The organism is Bacillus sp. FSL K6-4563 (assembly GCF_038630405.1).
Classification (GTDB): domain Bacteria; phylum Bacillota; class Bacilli; order Bacillales; family Bacillaceae; genus Bacillus; species Bacillus pumilus.
The window spans coordinates 3,448,272-3,464,411 of sequence record NZ_CP152030.1; the positions used below are offsets into that span (position 1 = coordinate 3,448,272).

Below are 16,140 nucleotides of genomic sequence, written 5' to 3' on the forward strand. Positions count from 1 at the left end.
CCTTTACGTTTTATTCACTTTGGTAGCCATCTGGATGCTTCTGAAACCAATCCCACGCACTCTGAATGATCGTGTGAAGGTCAGCATATTGAGGTGTCCATCCCAATTCTTGCAGTGCTTTTTCAGAAGAAGCAATCAGCTTTGCTGGATCTCCCGCGCGCCTTTTTGCCACTTGTGCAGGGATGGCATGCCCGGTGACTTTTCTGACGGCTTCTACGACCTGCTTCACAGAGAACCCTGTTCCATTCCCTAAATTGTAGGTCGCACTGCCTTTTCCAGCACGCAGCCGGTCAACAGCTAAGATGTGTGCCTCTACTAAATCCATCACATGAATGTAATCTCTAATACACGTGCCATCCTCTGTCTCATAATCATCACCGTAAATCATGATTTGATCCCGTTTTCCTAAAGCAACTTGCAGAATAATTGGAATGAGATGCGTCTCAGGCTGATGATCCTCTCCGACAAGTCCTTCTGTATGGGCACCAGCTACATTAAAGTAGCGAAGTACTACGTATTCTATTCCATACGCTTGCTCAGACCACTTCAGCATTTTTTCAATGGCTAGTTTCGTTTCTCCATAAGGATTCGTTGGGTTCGTTTCATCCGTTTCATCGATCGGCACCCGCTTCGGTTCACCGTATGCAGCAGCAGTGGAAGAAAAGACGATGTGTTTCACATCAAATTCATTCATGACTTGTAGTAAAGCAGTTGCTCCGCCGACGTTGTTGTTATAGTACTTAAGCGGGTCTGTTACACTCTCCCCAACAAGTGAATCTGCCGCAAAGTGCATGACCGCTTCTATTTGATGCCTTTTGAACACCTGTCTTAAAAAGGCGTGATCTCGTAAATCACCCTCCTCTAAGACAGCTCCTTCCAAAACAGCTTCTTTGTGGCCTGTCTGCAAATTATCCACTACCACTACTCGTTCGCCTTTCGCTAAAAGAGCCGCCACCGCATGACTGCCTATGTACCCTGCTCCTCCACAAACTAAAATTGTCATCACACTTCCCCCTTTGTGAGTTCTCTTGCGCCGCCTCCAATTCCAGCTGTGTAAAAAGAGGCTTGAATCCCTGTTTTCTCTTGATATATCGCACCAGTTTCTTCTATAAATGAATCTAGCAGCTCTTCTTTCACGATGTTGATCGTACATCCGCCAAAGCCTGCACCTGTCATACGGGAGCCAATCGTCCCCGGGTGCCGCCAAGCTGCTTCAGCCAGTGCATCTAGTTCAAGTCCTGTTACTTCATAATCATTCTTTAAAGAAAGATGAGAAGCCTTCATGAGCCCACCTAGTTCTTCCATTTTATCATCTTTCAGAAAATTTACTGCTTTCATCGTCCGCTCGTTTTCCGTCAAGACATGTCTTGCTCGTTTGCGGCAGACGTCATCTTCAATCAAGTGGGCAACCCTCGCAAATTCATCCGCAGTGAGCTCACATAAGTGGGCAATGTCGATTTCTTTCTGAAGATCATTTAAAGCGGATTGACACTCTGCCCGGCGCTCATTGTATTTGGAATCAGCCAGTGTCCGTTTTTTGTTTGTATTGGCGATGACAAGCGCAAGTCCCTCTTGCCGAAACGGACTATATTCAAAGGCAAGGGTGTCACAATTGAGCAAAATGGCGTGATCTTCTTTTCCAAGGGCAATCGAAAACTGATCCATGATCCCGCAATTGACACCAATAAATTCATTCTCTGCACGCTGTGAAAGGAGGGCAAGTTGGACATTTGAAACGCTGAATGAATGCCATTCGTTGATGAGAACAGCGGTAACAAGCTCAATGGAGGCAGAGGAAGACAGGCCTGCACCATTTGGAATATTGCCACTGTACACAATGTCAAAGCCTTCTTCTATCTTCATTCCTGCTTCGATAAACTGTTTGAACACACCCTTCGGATAATTTGCCCAGCCGTCCGATTCTACGTAAGCGATTTCAAAAAGATTGAATTCTTTCACACCATCACGATCAAAGTTCAAGGAATACATTCTCACGCGGCCATCTGACCGCTTCGCACAAGCAGCATACGTCCCGAGAGTAAGCGCGCATGGAAATACATGTCCTCCATTGTAATCTGTATGTTCACCAATCAAGTTCACTCTTCCTGGGGCAAAAAAGTAGCGAAGTTCTTCTCTATCTCCAAATTGCTGGTGAAATGCCGCGCGTAACGTATCGATCATATCCATTCCCCTTTTCTCTTCTGATACTTTTTATTTTAGTTGTCCCAGCAGCATCAGTTCAATGGTAAAAAAATCGTTAAAAAATACCCTTTTTTTGCTGTGAATGGTACGATGTGATATGAGGTGTAACATGATTCTAAATAGAAAAAGGTTGTTTTTTGCTGTGAAGGAGGGTTTCCAATTTGAAGAAAGAAGCATTTGCATTTCGTTTTCACCATTCTGATGTGACATTGCCAGCACAAATCTGGTCTGTTGGCTGGGAAGTTCAATCTTCTTCGTTATATAGCTGGAATGGCGTGGAGCGGAAGGATCAGGGCAAGTGCATCTTTCAGCTCACACTGTCTGGACATGGCATGATTGAAATCGGAGAGAAACGTTTCAAAGTATTGCCGGGTCAGGCCTTTCTCGTGAAAAGCCCAAGTGCCTACCAATATTATTTTCCAGAAGACAGTGAGCATTGGGAATTTCTTTATTTAACGCTTTACGGGGAAGCCTGCGATCTTTGCTTTGACCAATTTATTGACCAAGGAAAGCAGGTCATGCGTTTTCATCCGAATTCCAGACCTATCCGCCTGCTCAAGACCATTTATGATGAAGCCAGTGAAAGACGGATTACCAATCCATTTGAGGGGTCTAGCCTTGCTTATCAATTTGTCATGGAACTGTATTCATATTTGCCAAAGCTTGAGGGACAAATGGAGAAATGGCCCGAGCCTATCGTTCAAGCGGCATTGTTTGCCAGCCATCATTTTCACGAGGAAATTGGCCCGGACGATATGGCAGCTGCGGCACGTTTATCCAAAAGTCATTTTACGAGGGAATTCAAAAAGGCCACTGGCTTCACACCTATTCACTATCTAACCAATATTCGGTTAGAAAAGGCGGAAACGTTATTGAAAACAACAAAATACTCGATTGAAGAAATCGCCATACAGTGCGGCTACAGAAATGCGAATTACTTGAATAAAGTCTTTCGAAAGAAAATCGGCATGTCTCCAAAGCAACTGCGGGAAACAAGCGATGCATAATAAAAAGCAGCCGCTTTCACAATTGGCTGCTTCTTTTACGCTTTCGTCAGGTCAACATGAATTCTCCCTTGTCTTAAAACAATGGTCATTTGCGTGTGAGGTGTCATTAAGTTTTCCAAAATGTCCGTTGCTGTTTGAAGCGCAATGTCCATTCGGTTGATCTTTTCCTTTTCTTGTTCCGAAAACGCTTCTGGATGTGCGGTCATTTCTTTGACTAGCCTCAGCACTTGTTCATGCTGCTTTTCTGTTTGCTGATATATGACATCATATAATTCGTCTGGCCTGCTGCTCATTTCATATCACCTATCTTTTTTCAAGTGTTAAATCGCATCTTCTTTTGTTTTCTTGAAGACGAACCATTTACTGGCGACATAATTCACGACCACAATCACAAAGTTGACAAGAATTTTTGCGACAGTTTCATTGAGCGCCATTTGGGTCACAAATAAAATCATCAGCCCTAGATCTACACCTAGAGACATGAGACGAACACTAAAAAATGAAGAAAGCTCACGCATAAGGCTTTTCGTATCATGGGCCTTTTGCTTGAAGACATACTTCTTATTGGTGATATAAGCAAAGAGAACAGCAAATACCCATGAAACAACTGTAGCTGTTTTATAATCCATGGAAAACATCTCAACGAATAAGTAGAAGCTGACTATGTTGACGATGGTTGTACACACACCCATCACAAGATACATGACAACTTCTTGATACTTTTGAAAAAGGCTATACATGTCTTTCTTCATTCCTTCTTGGTGGTTTCTGTTTCTTTTAGAATATCATCTTGAGAAGAACTTCCCAAACGAACAATATGTACGTCCTGCACAGATGAAATTTGTTCTACTCGATGGCATATGTCACCTAATTGGTTTATATAAGCCAAATGTTTTAGGTCTTTTTCATTATTTTAATTTATAATCTTTTAACTGACTTTACAATTGTTTATTATTAGAAGTAAGAAATCAATATTTATGGGTTTTTTAGTCATTTTTTTAGGAACGTGGTAGGTGATAGATTTTACAAAATAGGTTAAATGTCATCATTTTTCGACAAAATCTATTTTGCGCTGTTTTCATCCACACGTACAGTTACTAGACGGTTTGTTCAAGTCATTGGTTGCAGATGAATATGTCTTATTGAACTGGAGGATATTATGGATACGCAAGTGAAAAGAAGAGTTGACGAAGAGTGGGTTTATTTGATTCAGGAAGCGAAAAAAATTGGACTAGCCATCGAAGAAATACAAGCTTTTTTAACATCCAACGGTGATCAGAAGATGATAAACAAACCGTAAATCAACGCCGTTATCCTTTGTCTTTCAGACTGCTTTGGCTAAAAGTTCTGACTTGTCAATTGACCTTTTAAAAATCCTTTCATGACGATACGCTACAGTAGAACACCCCTTCATACCAATCCCTTCCACTCATGGGGTTCTGTCTTTCTATATTAGGAGGACAGTCCGTTTCCCGTTCTTTATATGATCCCTTTTTTAGCTACTATTCATAAAAATTGTTCTTCTCTCGTTATAAAACCAAGCTCCCCACCCATATATTAAGCATGAAAACAATGAGAAAGCAGAAAGGTGGGTAGAGCGTGAGTTCAGATTCCCTTTCCTATTATCACCAAAAAAAGGATCAGTATTATCATGGCGTGAACCCGGTCATTGTCAGCCGTATTCGTGAGGAATGGACGTCTTTATTGGATATCGGATGCGGCACAGGCAAGCTTGGAAAAGTCCTGAAACAAAAGGGCCGGACCATTTATGGAATTGAATCGTTTGAGAATGCAGCAAAAGAGGCTGAGCAAGAGCTAGATCATGTGCTATGCGGAAATATTGAACAGATGACGCTCCCTTACGAACAGGAACAATTTGACTGCATTATATTCGGAGATGTCCTTGAACATTTATTGGACCCGTGGGCCGTTTTAAAGAAGGTCAAACCTTTCCTTAAAAAAGAAGGAGCCATCCTGTCATCCATTCCAAATATCGGTCACATATCAACCGTTTTAGAATTATTAGCCGGCAGATTCACTTATACAGATGCAGGATTAATGGATCAAACTCATTTACGTTTCTTCACTCTTCATGAAATTCATGCACTCTTTCATTCAGCAGGCTTTCGTATTCGCGAACTCGAAACCATTCGCGTACAGCATCCTTCCTACGCGAGCGTAATGAGTGATTTACATGAATTACTCATGAAGCATGGCATTCGTTCAGATTTTCATGAGGCCGCTACCGCCTATCAGTATGTGGTTGAGGCGGTTCAGCTTCATGAGTAACCCCACCATCCTGTTTGTTTTATGTGTAAATGATGAGTCTATGTTTCAGGCTTGCTTTCGGCAGCTCGCTTCACTTCCTGCTCCCCATGGATATCATGTGGAGGTTTTGCCGATTAGACATGCATCCAGTATGACCTCTGCTTATAATGAAGCCATCACTCATCCAGCTCAGTTTAAAATTTATCTTCATCAAGATACCTTGATTGTCAAACAGCATATGCTGCTTGAGTTGATCCCGCTTTTTTTACAAAATCCATCACTTGGGATGATTGGGGTCATAGGTGCAGAAAGCGTGCCTGACAATGGAATCTGGTGGGAAAGTCCTGATTGCAGGGGGAAAGTCATTGAATATCGTCACGACACCTATCAGCTGCTTTCGTTTGAAAGTGGTCGTCAACAGGCAGAAACGCAAGATTATATGAACGCTTCGGCGATTGATGGTCTTTTCATGGCGACGCAATATGATGTGAAGTGGCGTGAGGACCTCTTTGATGGCTTTCATTTTTATGATGTTTCGCAATCCTTTGAATTCATGCAACAGGGCTATGAGGTTGGCATTGCGAAACAAGAAGAGCCTTGGTGCATCCACAAATGCGGAGATCATTTTGATGCGGAAGCATATGAAAAAGCGAGACAAACATTTCTTGCAAATTATCGATAGAAAGCACCCTTTTCGGGTGCCTTTTTTATGATATACTGTCATAAACAGCCAGATCGTCTCATATGCATTGGAGTACCTTGTCCCTAATTCGTACAAAGGAGGAAACAATGGCAGACAAAAAAGTTCATTATAAGAAGGTTGCCGCTTCAGAGGATTTTCGAAAACTTCTCGAGGAAAAACGCAGATTTATCGTACCGATGACGATTTTCTTTTTTCTCTTTTACTTTTCACTTCCGGTTGCTACATCCTACTTCACCTTTTTGAACACGCCGGCAATTGGCGCGATCTCATGGGCGTGGTTATTCGCCCTCACACAATTTGTGATGACTTGGGTATTATGTGGACTTTATGCGAGGAAAGCAGCTCAGTTCGACAAATATGTAAGCGCTTTAAAAATTGAATCAAGAGGTGATGACGAATGAGCATGACCGCTTTTATTTTATTCATAGCGATCGTAGGGCTCACATTGGTCATCACGTATTTTGCTGCGAAAAAAACGAGCAATGCGAGCGATTTTTACACAGCAGGTGGAGGTCTGACTGGATTTCAAAACGGACTTGCCATCGCTGGGGACTATATGTCTGCCGCATCATTTTTAGGAATCGCTGGAATGATCGCGTTAAATGGATTTGATGGCTTTTTCTATAGCATTGGCTTTCTAGTGGCGTATCTTGTCGTACTTTACGTTGTAGCCGAACCGCTTCGAAATCTAGGAAAATATACGATGGCCGATATGATTGCTGCACGATTTAAGCGTCCTGCCATTCGAGGAGTTGCTGCGTTTAACACAATCACAGTCTCTACTTTTTATATGATTGCACAGCTTGTTGGGGCAGGTGCATTAATCAAGCTGCTTCTTGGCATTGATTACTGGATTGCGGTACTGATCGTCGGTGTCTTAATGACCATTTATGTCGTGTTTGGTGGCATGATCGCAACCAGCTGGGTACAGATTACAAAGGCTGTGCTTCTCATGCTTGGGACACTGATTATTTCACTGCTTGTATTTGCAAAGTTTGATTTTAGCCTGCTGAAGATGTTTGAGGAGATGAAAACAGCGACCCCGCTCGGTGGGGCATTTCTTCACCCGGGAAATAAATATGATGTGCCTTTAGAGACCCTGTCTTTGAACCTTGCTCTAGTGCTTGGGACAGCAGGTTTGCCGCATATTTTGATCCGGTTTTATACGGTGAAGGATGCCATTTCTGCGCGTAAATCTGTTCTATCCGCTACGTGGATCATCGGTATTTTTTATCTAATGACAGTTTTCCTTGGCTTCGGTGCTGCTGCCTTTGTTGGAACAGAAGCGATCACAGCAGCAGATGCAGCAGGAAATATGGCCGCTCCACTGCTCGCCCAAGCCCTTGGAGGAGATTTGCTATTTGCCTTTGTTTCCGCTATTGCCTTTGCGACCATTTTGGCGGTCGTAACTGGTCTCGTCCTATCCGCCGCGTCTGCCTTTGCGCATGACTTTTATAGTCAGATCATCCGCAAAGGGAAAGCGAGTGAACGGGAACAGGTAAAAGCGGCACGCTTTGCTTCCATCGGCGTGGCCATTCTTTCTATCATTCTCGCATTATTTGCCCAATCGTTAAACGTTGCTTTCCTTGTGTCACTTGCCTTCGCAGTGGCAGCAAGTGCAAATTTACCATTGATTATCTTCACTGTTTTTTGGAAACGATTTAATTCTACGGGTGCCATTGCAGGGAGCTTAGTAGGACTGCTGAGCGCACTGATTATCGTCTCGCTCAGCCCAAGCGTCTGGGACCCATCGGGAGCAGCCATCTTTACAGGAGACCCACTCATCCCGCTGTCGAACCCTGGAATTATCTCGATCCCGCTTGGATTCCTTGCCGCTTACTTAGGCACGATCTTCTCCTCTGAAAAAGCAGATGAAGACACCTTTACAGAAATTCAAGTAAAGGCACATACAGGGATGCATATGGATACTGATTCATAAGGAAGAGCCGGCTGATGAGCCGGCTTTCTTTGTGTTGTTCTTTTCCTTAGTAAGGTATAAATTGACCTTTTAACTTATTTTTATACTTCTCTAATCTGGCAAACCTTCTACGTGTGATCAAAGAGCAGCATGTGACGAGGATCAACAAAATTTCATGCTCTTCCCCTCTATTATCAATCACACTTTTCATCCCTATCACCTCCTTTTTATGTGTGTTCAAACATCCTCCTACACAACATCATTCATATGTTATCATTTTATACACATACTGGAAATCATTTCACATGTTGAGAAACTCTCATTTGAACAAAAAAAGCTGCAAGAAAGAAGTGACATTACTTATGCGTCAGATATATTCTGCCAAGTTATTATTCGAATCCATCTCATCACCAAGCAGTATACCCGATAAAATATTTGAAGAACGAATCATTTTGGTGCGAGCAAAAAACCATTGTAAAGTAAAGGATATTGTCAAAAAAAACTTTCCAGAAGAAACCTTTGAGAATGCTGAAGGCGGACAAACGACCATTAAATTAGCAGCCATATTAGATGTCTTTGAGCTTGTAGATGACTTAGATCAAGAACCACTGCATTTAAGTGAGGTGTACAGCCGCCACCTTATTTTTGATAAAGAAACATCAGCGAAAGAAGCCATCGAGGCTTATTCTTTAGACAAATAAAAGAAGCCGGCTGATGAGCCGGCTTTTTATTTAATAGCGCTGAAATAACTCTGGATTTTTCGGAACGTTTTCTAAATAAACGATTTTTCCTTTGTCGTCCAGTTGTGCAATATCAATTCCTTCTGCTGTATAAACACGGCCATCCGAAAGTTTTCCACAAACGGCCCAGTTGGTTTCATACTTTCCGTCTTCTCTTTTTTTCCATCCATCCCACATATGCTTGATGTCTTCATGCACGTGGAAAAATGTGTTTAAAAACTGTGTAAACGCTTGGATCCCAGGCTTCTCTGCACCATTTAAGACAATCATGACATCGTCAGAAAACAATGCGAGCAATTCATCCATTTGCTCCTGCCCTTTTCCAGCTTCATCGTAGCGGCGAAAATACGTATCGAGCACTTCCATTGTTCATTCTCCTTTATTTACCTGTCATTTCGACAATAATCGAACAATTTGATTGTACACAATTGTTTCTCACCTGTCTATTTTCCCCGAAATCAGAAAAGACATGAATTGAGTCAATCCATGTCTCCTCCAGATTAAAGAGATACTTTTTCTGATGCAACAAGTGCTTTCAATTCTTCTGCTGCTTTTTTAGGATCAGCGCTCTGGCTAATGGCGCTGATGATGCTAATACCATCTGCCCCTGCTTGTATGACTGGTGCTGCATTGCCATATGTGATACCCCCGATGCCAACAATCGGAATATGAAGACCATGATGACGCACTTCAGTGATCAATGATACCCCTTGAACACTGCGTGTATCCTTTTTCGTTTCTGTTGGATAAACTGGGCCCATGCCGACATAATCTGCGCCGTCCTTCATGGCTTGTTTTACTTCATCTAGGTTATGCGTAGACACTCCTAATATTTTATTCCCGATTTTTTGTCTAACGTCTTCTGCATTTGTATCTTCCTGGCCAACATGTACGCCATCTGCATCAAGATCTATCGCTAGCTGCACATCATCATTCACAATAAAAGGAACATTCGCTTCTTGGCAAAGTACTTGAAGTTGGCGAGCCAATTGTTTCTTCTCTTCTCCTTGCAAGGCTCCCTCGCCCTTTTCTCGAAATTGAAACATGGTGATTCCGCCTTGAATCGCCTCTTTCAAAACATCAAGCGGTTGCCGGCTTGTATTCGCTGTTCCCATAATAAAATAAACCGATAATTGCTGTTTGATTTGCTGTTGATCAGTCTTTGTCATGTGACATTCCCCCTATTTTCCCTAGCGTCAACACATCTTTGCCAGTTGTGTGTGAGAGTGCATTGAGCAATTCCATTTGAAACGTACCTGGCCCTTTATTCTCGGTGTACTGAGCTGCCTTTTCAGCTGCGACACCATAAAACAATAGAGCAGCTGCCGATGCGTGAAGCGGCCTTTCACCTGCTGCACAAAATGCCCCGATGACAGACGTCAGTAAACAGCCTGTTCCCGTCACCTTGGTGAGCCATTCATGTCCATTATGAATAGACAACACATCCTCTCCATTTGAAACTACATCGACTTCCCCTGTGATCACCACAACTGTCTGAAGTGTCTTCGCTGCTTGTTTGACTAGTGCCGATACATCTCCGTTCGCTGCTTTCGCATCCACGCCTTTTGACTCCCAGCCATCCACTTCAAGTAAATGAGCAATTTCTGCAGCGTTCCCTCTGACAACTGTCATGTTCACTTGCTCTAACAGCTGTTTTGCCGCTTTCATTCGAAACGCTGTCGCACCAACGCCGACAGGATCTAATAGAACAGGTATCCCCTTTTTATTGGCAGATTGTCCAGCCAGAATCATGGCCTCCACCGTCTCCTTGGTCAGTGTGCCAATGTTCAGCACAAGCGCATCGGCTAATTGCGCCATTTCAGCCACTTCTTCTTTGGCATTTGCCATGACCGGCGAAGCGCCTAAAGCAAGCAGACCATTCGCTGTAAAGTTCGTCACGACTTGATTGGTGATATTATGAACAAGTGGATTTTCCGCTCGAACCTTTTCCAATAAATGAGATGCGATGCTTGTTTTCATCTGTATCGTCCTCCCTTTTACTCTGCTCCCCATACATAGGATTTCGTATGCTTTAACCATTCTCTTGCCGCAAACGACAAATAGCGATCCTTTCGCCAAATGACTCCTAAATGCCATGGGATCGACGTATTTAAGGAAATGACTTTCACCTTTTCAGGATCAAGATCACGGCAGATCCGCTCAGGCAGAAGGCCAATTCCCAAGTTCTCGGCTACCATCTCACTAATGAAATCCCATTGAGACGTTTCATAAATGACATTGGGCCGGAAGCCCGCATTCATACATTCATTCAATATCCGGCTATGCAGAACAAAGTCTTCTCGAAAGAAAATAAAGGACTCTTCCTTTAAATCAGCTAAATCAACCTTATCTCGACCTGCCATCGGATGTGATGGATGCGTCACGAGCTTCATGTCCTCTTTAATAATGGTGTACGTATGAAAGATTTTATCATTTGCAGGCAGAACAATGACACCAATATCTAACGAACCATCTTCGACCCCTTCCTCTACTTTAATAGAGCCGTGCTCCACTAATTGAAATGTGACATCAGGATACTGCTGACGAAATTCTCCCATGACATTCGGGAAAAAACTCGATCCAATCATCGGCGGCAGCCCGATGCGAATATGCCCTTTTTTGACATTCATTAGATCATTTAGCTCGCTCGTTAAATTTTGAAATGATTGTGTGATTTCACTCGCCTGGGTATACATCGTTTGTCCAGCATCTGTCATTTCAACCTGCCGGCCATTCCGATAAAACAACTGCACCCCCAGCTCATCCTCGAGATTTTTGACCATCTTGGAAATGGTAGGCTGCGACACATAAAGAGATTGTGATGCTTTTGTGAAGCTTTTTAACCTCGCCACTTCTAAGAAATATGTTAAATGTCTAATGTCCACATGACTCACCCTTCCTATAGACAAAAGGAATACTAATTATTCGATATATGTATTTTACCTATAACTGAACGTGCTGTACACTTTAAAGTAAGCTAATCAATTGGAACGTTGTCATGTTTTTGTGAAACAGTGAACAATTTATATAGAAAAAGGAGTGAACAGAAAGTGAAATTGCTCAAAACGCCGCTGATTGCTGTCCTTCAGATTATGGCTTTGTTTGTTTTTGCGAAATTGATGAATGTGCTCGCGGCCTTTTTGCATTTAAGAATACCGGGTACGATTTTAGGCATTCTGGTCATTTTCTTATTACTTCATTTTAAAATCATTCAATTAAAATGGATTGAACTTGGTGCCGTATGGCTGCTCGGAGAACTGCTGCTATTCTTTATCCCATCAGCCGTTGGTGTCATTGATTATGGAACATTGATTTCTCAATCTGGTACAAGTATTGTCCTTGTCGTCTTACTGAGTACCTTTGTCGTCATGCTCTCGACTGGTATCATGACGCAAATGATTGCGAAAAGAAAGGAGCGGAAAAAGCTATGTTAGTTGGCGCACTATTTCTGATCTTAACGGTTCTTTTATATCTCGGATCAAAAGCGGTGTATAAACGGCATCCGAAGGTCTATGTCTCACCATTACTTGTGACACCGCTTGTCCTTGTCGTCTTTCTGTTAATCGTCAACATTCCTTACGATGCATACAATCAAGGCGGGAAATGGCTCACGAATATGCTTCAGCCTGCGACTGTTGCTTTTGCCATTCCTTTATATAAGTATTTTCACATTCTGAAGAAGCATGCAGTGGAAATTATTTTGAATGTGGCTTGCGGTTCTGTCATTGCGATTCTATCTACGGCATTTATCGCGAAGTTGTTTCATTTGGATACAGGCCTTATTGAAAGTCTTGTTCCAAGGTCGGTCACAACACCAGTGGCGATGAGTGTGTCAGAAATGATTGGCGGGATGCCGTCCGTTACGGCAGTATTCGTCATTTTAACCGCACTGTTTGGGTCAATCATCGGTCCAATGATCATTCGTTATTTCCGTATTGATAATGACATTGCCATGGGCGTCCTGCTTGGTACTGGTGCACACGGGGCAGGAACATCGAAGGCATTTGAAATGAGCTCCGTCTCAGGGACGATCTCAAGTGTGTCAATGATTCTTTCAGCCATAATTACATTATGTGCAGCACCTCTCCTCATGTCGTTTGCCTTATAAAAAAAGCCATTTCCTTTATCAGAAAATGGCTTTTTTCTTATGCTTGTATGAAGACAACCTTTAAATAATTTCCTTCTGGATAATTCTTCGTCGTACGGAAATCCTCAGGAAGTGTATATTCTTCAAGGATACGATAGGTTTGTCCTGATTCTTTAAAGGCCTGCGCAATAAATCCTTTGAATTTCTTCATACCAAATGCACTGCTATTCGTTGATGCCACAATGACGCCGTTCTCAGCTGTGATTTGGATAGCTTCTTTTAATAGCTTCTTATAATCCTTCGCCGCACTGAATGTGTGCTTTTTCGTGCGTGCAAAGGATGGCGGATCTAAGATGACAAGATCATAGGTCCATCCTTTTTTCGCAGCAAACGGAAAGTACTTAAAGACGTCCATGACTTTAATATCCTGCCCGTCCACAACTATATCGTTGACTTCAAACTGTTCAGATGTTTTTTTCAAACTGCGGTTTGCGACATCTACACTTGTCGTCCTGCTCGCTCCGCCAAGCGCTGCTGCCACGGAGAAAGCACCTGTGTAAGAAAATGTATTGAGCACGGTCTTTCCTTTTGCATAGCGATCTCGAATTGCTTTTCTCACATGACGTTGATCAAGAAAAATGCCTGTCATCGCACCATCATTTAAGTAAACCGCTACGTTCATGCCATTTTCTTTCACGATGAGAGGAAATTGACCTTTCTCCCCTTTTACAAAATCATCATCTTCTATATACTGTCCCGACGTATCAAATCGTTTCTTTTCATAAATGCCTTTATAGTCTGGATATACATGCTCAAGTGCAGCCAATACTTCCGCCTTGAATGTATAAACTCCTTCGCTATACCACTGGATGAGATAGAAGCCGTCATAATGATCAATCGTGAGCCCGCCAATGCCATCTCCCTCTCCGTTGAACACACGGAAAGCAGTCGTCTGTGCATCATGAAATAAATGCGTTCTGCTTTTCGCTGCCTGCTCAAGCTTGGAGACAAAAAAGGCATGGTCTATTTTTTCGTTGGCATCAAAGGTGAGTACCCAGCCGATCCCTTTATTTTGCACACCATAATACCCTTTTCCTAAAAAGGTGCCTCGCTCATCCACCCATTCAATCAGCTCGCCTTCTTTCATACCGTTTACATGCGATACAGCATCTTTAGAAATGAGCGGGTATCCCTTTTTCACTTGTTCTGCAAATGTTTGTTTTAATGAGATTTTTTTCATTCGTGTCATCCTTATCCTAAATTGACTCTCTCTATCCTATCATATGAATGTATACGTTACTTCTATTATGATAAGATGAGGAGAAAAATATCAACACACCATAGAGGAGGCTCTTTTTTTGACGACATTACGATTAGATCATACAGGTATTATGGTTTCAAATATTGATACGTCCATTGATTTTTATGAAAAAGTCGTGGGCATGAAATTAAAGGATCGCATCACTCATACAAACGGAATCATTGAGCTTGCATTTCTCGGCTTTAAAGATGAGGCAGAAACGGAAATTGAGCTCATCCAAGGGTACAGCAGCGATCTGCCATCTGAAGGAAAGGTTCACCATCTTGCCTTTACAACTGACAATATTCATGCTGAATTCAATCGTATTCAAAAGCTGCAAATCGAATTAATTGATGAAGAAATTACGACGCTACCAAATGGATACTGCTACTTCTTTTTCAGAGGGCCAGACCAAGAATGGATCGAATTCTTCCAGCGCTAATATTTCCTAGGAAATGTGGCCAGTTCCCTTTAGGCTCCGTAAAAGAAAAAGAGTAAGAGCATCCATATGCCCTTACTCTTTTTTTATAACACCTTACTAAGAAATGATTTTGTACGCTCATGCTGCGGATTTCCAAAGAGAGCCTCCGGTTTGTCTTCTTCGACAATATATCCGCCATCCATAAAGATCACGCGGTCTCCTACCTCTCTCGCAAAGCCCATTTCATGTGTGACCACAATCATTGTCATGCCTTCGACGGCTAATTGTTTCATAACTGCTAATACATCCCCGACGACTTCAGGGTCAAGAGCAGATGTCGGTTCATCGAATAATAACACTTTCGGGTCCATTGCCAAGGCTCTTGCGATGGCGACACGCTGTTTTTGTCCACCAGATAATTGGTTAGGGTAGCTTTTGGCTTTGTCTTTTAAGCCGACCTTTTCAAGCAGGTCCATCGCTTTATCGACTGCCGCCTTCTTGTCGGTACCTTTTACCTTCATCGGTGCGATCGTGATGTTTTCTAAAACGGTTTTATGAGGAAATAAATTAAAGTGCTGAAACACCATCCCCACTTCTTGTCGTACTTTATTGATATTCACCTTTGGATCTGTAATCGTATGTCCGTGGACAACGACTTCACCAGCCGTAATATCTTCTAATTTATTGAGACATCTTAGAAACGTGCTTTTGCCTGATCCAGAAGGACCAATCACACACACTACTTCCTTTTCTTCGATGACTGCATTAATATCCTTTAACACTTCGTGATCGCCAAAGGATTTCTTTAAATTTTTCACCGTAATCATACTCATTTGATATCAAATCTCCTTTCTGCGTAGCTAGCCAGTAGAGAAAGTAAATAAATGATCACGAAATAAATGATACCGACAATGAGCCAGACATTCAAAGGATCAAATGTTGCCGATGCCTGTACTTGTCCTCGCTGCATAATATCGGCAATTCCGATAATTGATAAGAGAGACGTGTCCTTCAAGCTGATGATGGCTTGGTTTGTAATTGCTGGAAGCATGCGGCGAAATGCCTGTGGAAGGACGATAAAGCGCATGTTTTGTCCCCCTGTAAAACCTAAGGAACGCGCAGCTTCTGTTTGTCCTTTATCAATGGACTGAATCCCAGCACGAATAATTTCTGAGAAATAAGCTCCTGCATTAATCGCTACTGTAATAATCCCTGCCGGCACTCGATCAAGCGATATGAATTCAAGTGTATTCAAACCAAAGTAAATGAAGAATAGCTGTACGATAAATGGTGTGCCTCGGATGGCATTGACAAAGACAAGTGCGATGAAATTTAAGATTTTAAAAGGTGACAGACGGAATAATGCCACTATTAAACCGATGATAAATCCTAAAATGATGGCAACAACAAAGATATATAAAGTGGTTTGCAAACCATCCATTAAATACGGAAATGCATTAATAATCGTGTCCATGTTTCTCCCTCCCTAATTCA

General features: G+C 42.4%; 22 protein-coding genes. 10 read left to right on the forward strand and 12 right to left on the reverse strand.

The window, feature by feature from the left end; genetic code table 11:
• Window positions 1–10: 10 nt before the first annotated feature.
• Both galE and MHH54_RS17580 read right to left on the reverse strand, forming a co-directional pair.
• Window positions 11–1,003, reverse strand: coding sequence for a UDP-glucose 4-epimerase GalE (gene galE / locus MHH54_RS17575; RefSeq protein WP_106032070.1), 993 nt, complete (start codon window positions 1,001–1,003; stop codon window positions 11–13).
• On the reverse strand, window positions 1,003–2,187 hold the full coding sequence (locus MHH54_RS17580) for a galactokinase (protein ID WP_342500487.1): 1,185 nt from the start codon (window positions 2,185–2,187) through the stop codon (window positions 1,003–1,005). The genes galE and MHH54_RS17580 overlap by 1 nt, the downstream gene beginning before the upstream one ends.
• A gap of 176 nt (window positions 2,188–2,363) precedes the next feature.
• On the opposite strand from MHH54_RS17580, the gene MHH54_RS17585 reads away from it, so the two are divergent.
• Entirely contained in the window at window positions 2,364–3,209 is an 846-nt protein-coding gene (locus MHH54_RS17585; protein ID WP_003214606.1) for an AraC family transcriptional regulator, read from the forward strand.
• A 35-nt stretch (window positions 3,210–3,244) separates the two neighbouring features.
• On the opposite strand, the gene MHH54_RS17590 is transcribed toward MHH54_RS17585, so the two are convergent.
• On the reverse strand, window positions 3,245–3,502 hold the full coding sequence (locus MHH54_RS17590) for a hypothetical protein (protein WP_342500488.1): 258 nt from the start codon (window positions 3,500–3,502) through the stop codon (window positions 3,245–3,247).
• Window positions 3,503–3,529: 27 nt separating this feature from the next.
• Entirely contained in the window at window positions 3,530–3,913 is a 384-nt protein-coding gene (locus MHH54_RS17595) for a GtrA family protein (protein ID WP_223251280.1), read from the reverse strand.
• 455 nt (window positions 3,914–4,368) lie between these two features.
• Between MHH54_RS17595 and MHH54_RS17600 the strand changes: the two genes are divergently transcribed.
• The 5 genes from MHH54_RS17600 to MHH54_RS17620 all read left to right on the forward strand — a co-directional run bounded on the left by MHH54_RS17600 (window position 4,369) and on the right by MHH54_RS17620 (window position 8,119).
• Complete coding sequence (locus MHH54_RS17600; protein WP_003215413.1) at window positions 4,369–4,509, forward strand: anti-repressor SinI family protein; 141 nt, start codon at window positions 4,369–4,371, stop codon at window positions 4,507–4,509.
• A gap of 299 nt (window positions 4,510–4,808) precedes the next feature.
• Window positions 4,809–5,498, forward strand: a complete 690-nt coding sequence (locus MHH54_RS17605; protein WP_106029471.1) for a class I SAM-dependent methyltransferase — start codon at window positions 4,809–4,811, stop codon at window positions 5,496–5,498.
• Window positions 5,491–6,159: a glycosyltransferase family protein gene (locus MHH54_RS17610; RefSeq protein ID WP_106035726.1), complete on the forward strand. Its 669-nt coding sequence runs from the start codon at window positions 5,491–5,493 to the stop codon at window positions 6,157–6,159. Before MHH54_RS17605 ends, MHH54_RS17610 begins: the two co-directional genes overlap by 8 nt.
• Window positions 6,160–6,266: 107 nt before the next feature.
• Window positions 6,267–6,581, forward strand: coding sequence for a DUF485 domain-containing protein (locus MHH54_RS17615; RefSeq protein WP_003215154.1), 315 nt, complete (start codon window positions 6,267–6,269; stop codon window positions 6,579–6,581).
• On the forward strand, window positions 6,578–8,119 hold the full coding sequence (locus MHH54_RS17620; protein WP_003214799.1) for a cation acetate symporter: 1,542 nt from the start codon (window positions 6,578–6,580) through the stop codon (window positions 8,117–8,119). The genes MHH54_RS17615 and MHH54_RS17620 overlap by 4 nt, the downstream gene beginning before the upstream one ends.
• A gap of 46 nt (window positions 8,120–8,165) precedes the next feature.
• Here the strand turns inward: MHH54_RS17620 and MHH54_RS17625 are convergent, their stop codons facing one another.
• Window positions 8,166–8,309, reverse strand: a complete 144-nt coding sequence (locus tag MHH54_RS17625; RefSeq protein WP_003215361.1) for a hypothetical protein — start codon at window positions 8,307–8,309, stop codon at window positions 8,166–8,168.
• Window positions 8,310–8,460: 151 nt separating this feature from the next.
• Between MHH54_RS17625 and MHH54_RS17630 the strand changes: the two genes are divergently transcribed.
• Window positions 8,461–8,799, forward strand: coding sequence for a DUF4288 domain-containing protein (locus MHH54_RS17630; protein WP_342500489.1), 339 nt, complete (start codon window positions 8,461–8,463; stop codon window positions 8,797–8,799).
• Between the two features lie 30 nt (window positions 8,800–8,829).
• On the opposite strand, the gene MHH54_RS17635 is transcribed toward MHH54_RS17630, so the two are convergent.
• The 4 genes from MHH54_RS17635 to MHH54_RS17650 all read right to left on the reverse strand — a co-directional run bounded on the left by MHH54_RS17635 (window position 8,830) and on the right by MHH54_RS17650 (window position 11,723).
• A complete protein-coding gene (locus MHH54_RS17635; protein ID WP_003215339.1) occupies window positions 8,830–9,204 on the reverse strand; it encodes a nuclear transport factor 2 family protein in 375 nt (124 codons plus the stop codon).
• Between the two features lie 134 nt (window positions 9,205–9,338).
• Entirely contained in the window at window positions 9,339–10,007 is a 669-nt protein-coding gene (thiE, locus tag MHH54_RS17640) for a thiamine phosphate synthase (RefSeq protein ID WP_003214635.1), read from the reverse strand.
• A complete protein-coding gene (thiM, locus tag MHH54_RS17645) occupies window positions 9,994–10,818 on the reverse strand; it encodes a hydroxyethylthiazole kinase (RefSeq protein ID WP_342500490.1) in 825 nt (274 codons plus the stop codon). The genes thiE and thiM overlap by 14 nt, the downstream gene beginning before the upstream one ends.
• Window positions 10,819–10,835: 17 nt before the next feature.
• A complete protein-coding gene (locus tag MHH54_RS17650; protein ID WP_003214744.1) occupies window positions 10,836–11,723 on the reverse strand; it encodes a LysR family transcriptional regulator in 888 nt (295 codons plus the stop codon).
• Between the two features lie 165 nt (window positions 11,724–11,888).
• Between MHH54_RS17650 and MHH54_RS17655 the strand changes: the two genes are divergently transcribed.
• The gene (locus MHH54_RS17655) at window positions 11,889–12,272 is read left to right on the forward strand and encodes a CidA/LrgA family holin-like protein (protein WP_003215226.1); all 384 of its coding nucleotides are present in this window, start codon (window positions 11,889–11,891) and stop codon (window positions 12,270–12,272) included.
• The gene (locus MHH54_RS17660) at window positions 12,266–12,946 is read left to right on the forward strand and encodes a CidB/LrgB family autolysis modulator (RefSeq protein WP_050944523.1); all 681 of its coding nucleotides are present in this window, start codon (window positions 12,266–12,268) and stop codon (window positions 12,944–12,946) included. Before MHH54_RS17655 ends, MHH54_RS17660 begins: the two co-directional genes overlap by 7 nt.
• Before the next feature lie 37 nt (window positions 12,947–12,983).
• Here MHH54_RS17660 and MHH54_RS17665 read toward each other — a convergent pair whose 3' ends face one another.
• A complete protein-coding gene (locus tag MHH54_RS17665; RefSeq protein ID WP_003214788.1) occupies window positions 12,984–14,165 on the reverse strand; it encodes a class I SAM-dependent rRNA methyltransferase in 1,182 nt (393 codons plus the stop codon).
• A gap of 118 nt (window positions 14,166–14,283) precedes the next feature.
• Between MHH54_RS17665 and MHH54_RS17670 the strand changes: the two genes are divergently transcribed.
• Window positions 14,284–14,667 (forward strand): VOC family protein, encoded by a 384-nt coding sequence (locus MHH54_RS17670; protein WP_003214664.1) that lies wholly within the window; start codon window positions 14,284–14,286, stop codon window positions 14,665–14,667.
• 83 nt (window positions 14,668–14,750) lie between these two features.
• Here the strand turns inward: MHH54_RS17670 and MHH54_RS17675 are convergent, their stop codons facing one another.
• Both MHH54_RS17675 and MHH54_RS17680 read right to left on the reverse strand, forming a co-directional pair.
• Window positions 14,751–15,479, reverse strand: a complete 729-nt coding sequence (locus MHH54_RS17675; RefSeq protein ID WP_003215369.1) for an amino acid ABC transporter ATP-binding protein — start codon at window positions 15,477–15,479, stop codon at window positions 14,751–14,753.
• A complete protein-coding gene (locus MHH54_RS17680) occupies window positions 15,476–16,120 on the reverse strand; it encodes an amino acid ABC transporter permease (RefSeq protein WP_003215015.1) in 645 nt (214 codons plus the stop codon). The genes MHH54_RS17675 and MHH54_RS17680 overlap by 4 nt, the downstream gene beginning before the upstream one ends.
• Window positions 16,121–16,140: the final 20 nt, after the last annotated feature.

Coding starts and splice junctions, on each gene's coding strand:
- MHH54_RS17635 (WP_003215339.1), bottom strand. CDS start 9,204: ATGGAAGTGCTCGATACGTATTTTCGCCGCTACGATGAAGCTGGAAAA.
- MHH54_RS17625 (WP_003215361.1), bottom strand. CDS start 8,309: ATGAAAAGTGTGATTGATAATAGAGGGGAAGAGCATGAAATTTTGTTG.
- galE (WP_106032070.1), bottom strand. CDS start 1,003: ATGACAATTTTAGTTTGTGGAGGAGCAGGGTACATAGGCAGTCATGCG.
- MHH54_RS17595 (WP_223251280.1), bottom strand. CDS start 3,913: ATGTATCTTGTGATGGGTGTGTGTACAACCATCGTCAACATAGTCAGC.
- MHH54_RS17610 (WP_106035726.1), top strand. CDS start 5,491: ATGAGTAACCCCACCATCCTGTTTGTTTTATGTGTAAATGATGAGTCT.
- MHH54_RS17675 (WP_003215369.1), bottom strand. CDS start 15,479: ATGAGTATGATTACGGTGAAAAATTTAAAGAAATCCTTTGGCGATCAC.
- MHH54_RS17590 (WP_342500488.1), bottom strand. CDS start 3,502: ATGAGCAGCAGGCCAGACGAATTATATGATGTCATATATCAGCAAACA.
- MHH54_RS17630 (WP_342500489.1), top strand. CDS start 8,461: ATGCGTCAGATATATTCTGCCAAGTTATTATTCGAATCCATCTCATCA.
- thiE (WP_003214635.1), bottom strand. CDS start 10,007: ATGACAAAGACTGATCAACAGCAAATCAAACAGCAATTATCGGTTTAT.
- MHH54_RS17660 (WP_050944523.1), top strand. CDS start 12,266: ATGTTAGTTGGCGCACTATTTCTGATCTTAACGGTTCTTTTATATCTC.
- MHH54_RS17620 (WP_003214799.1), top strand. CDS start 6,578: ATGAGCATGACCGCTTTTATTTTATTCATAGCGATCGTAGGGCTCACA.
- MHH54_RS17580 (WP_342500487.1), bottom strand. CDS start 2,187: ATGGATATGATCGATACGTTACGCGCGGCATTTCACCAGCAATTTGGA.
- MHH54_RS17665 (WP_003214788.1), bottom strand. CDS start 14,165: ATGAAAAAAATCTCATTAAAACAAACATTTGCAGAACAAGTGAAAAAG.
- thiM (WP_342500490.1), bottom strand. CDS start 10,818: ATGAAAACAAGCATCGCATCTCATTTATTGGAAAAGGTTCGAGCGGAA.
- MHH54_RS17680 (WP_003215015.1), bottom strand. CDS start 16,120: ATGGACACGATTATTAATGCATTTCCGTATTTAATGGATGGTTTGCAA.
- MHH54_RS17615 (WP_003215154.1), top strand. CDS start 6,267: ATGGCAGACAAAAAAGTTCATTATAAGAAGGTTGCCGCTTCAGAGGAT.
- MHH54_RS17600 (WP_003215413.1), top strand. CDS start 4,369: ATGGATACGCAAGTGAAAAGAAGAGTTGACGAAGAGTGGGTTTATTTG.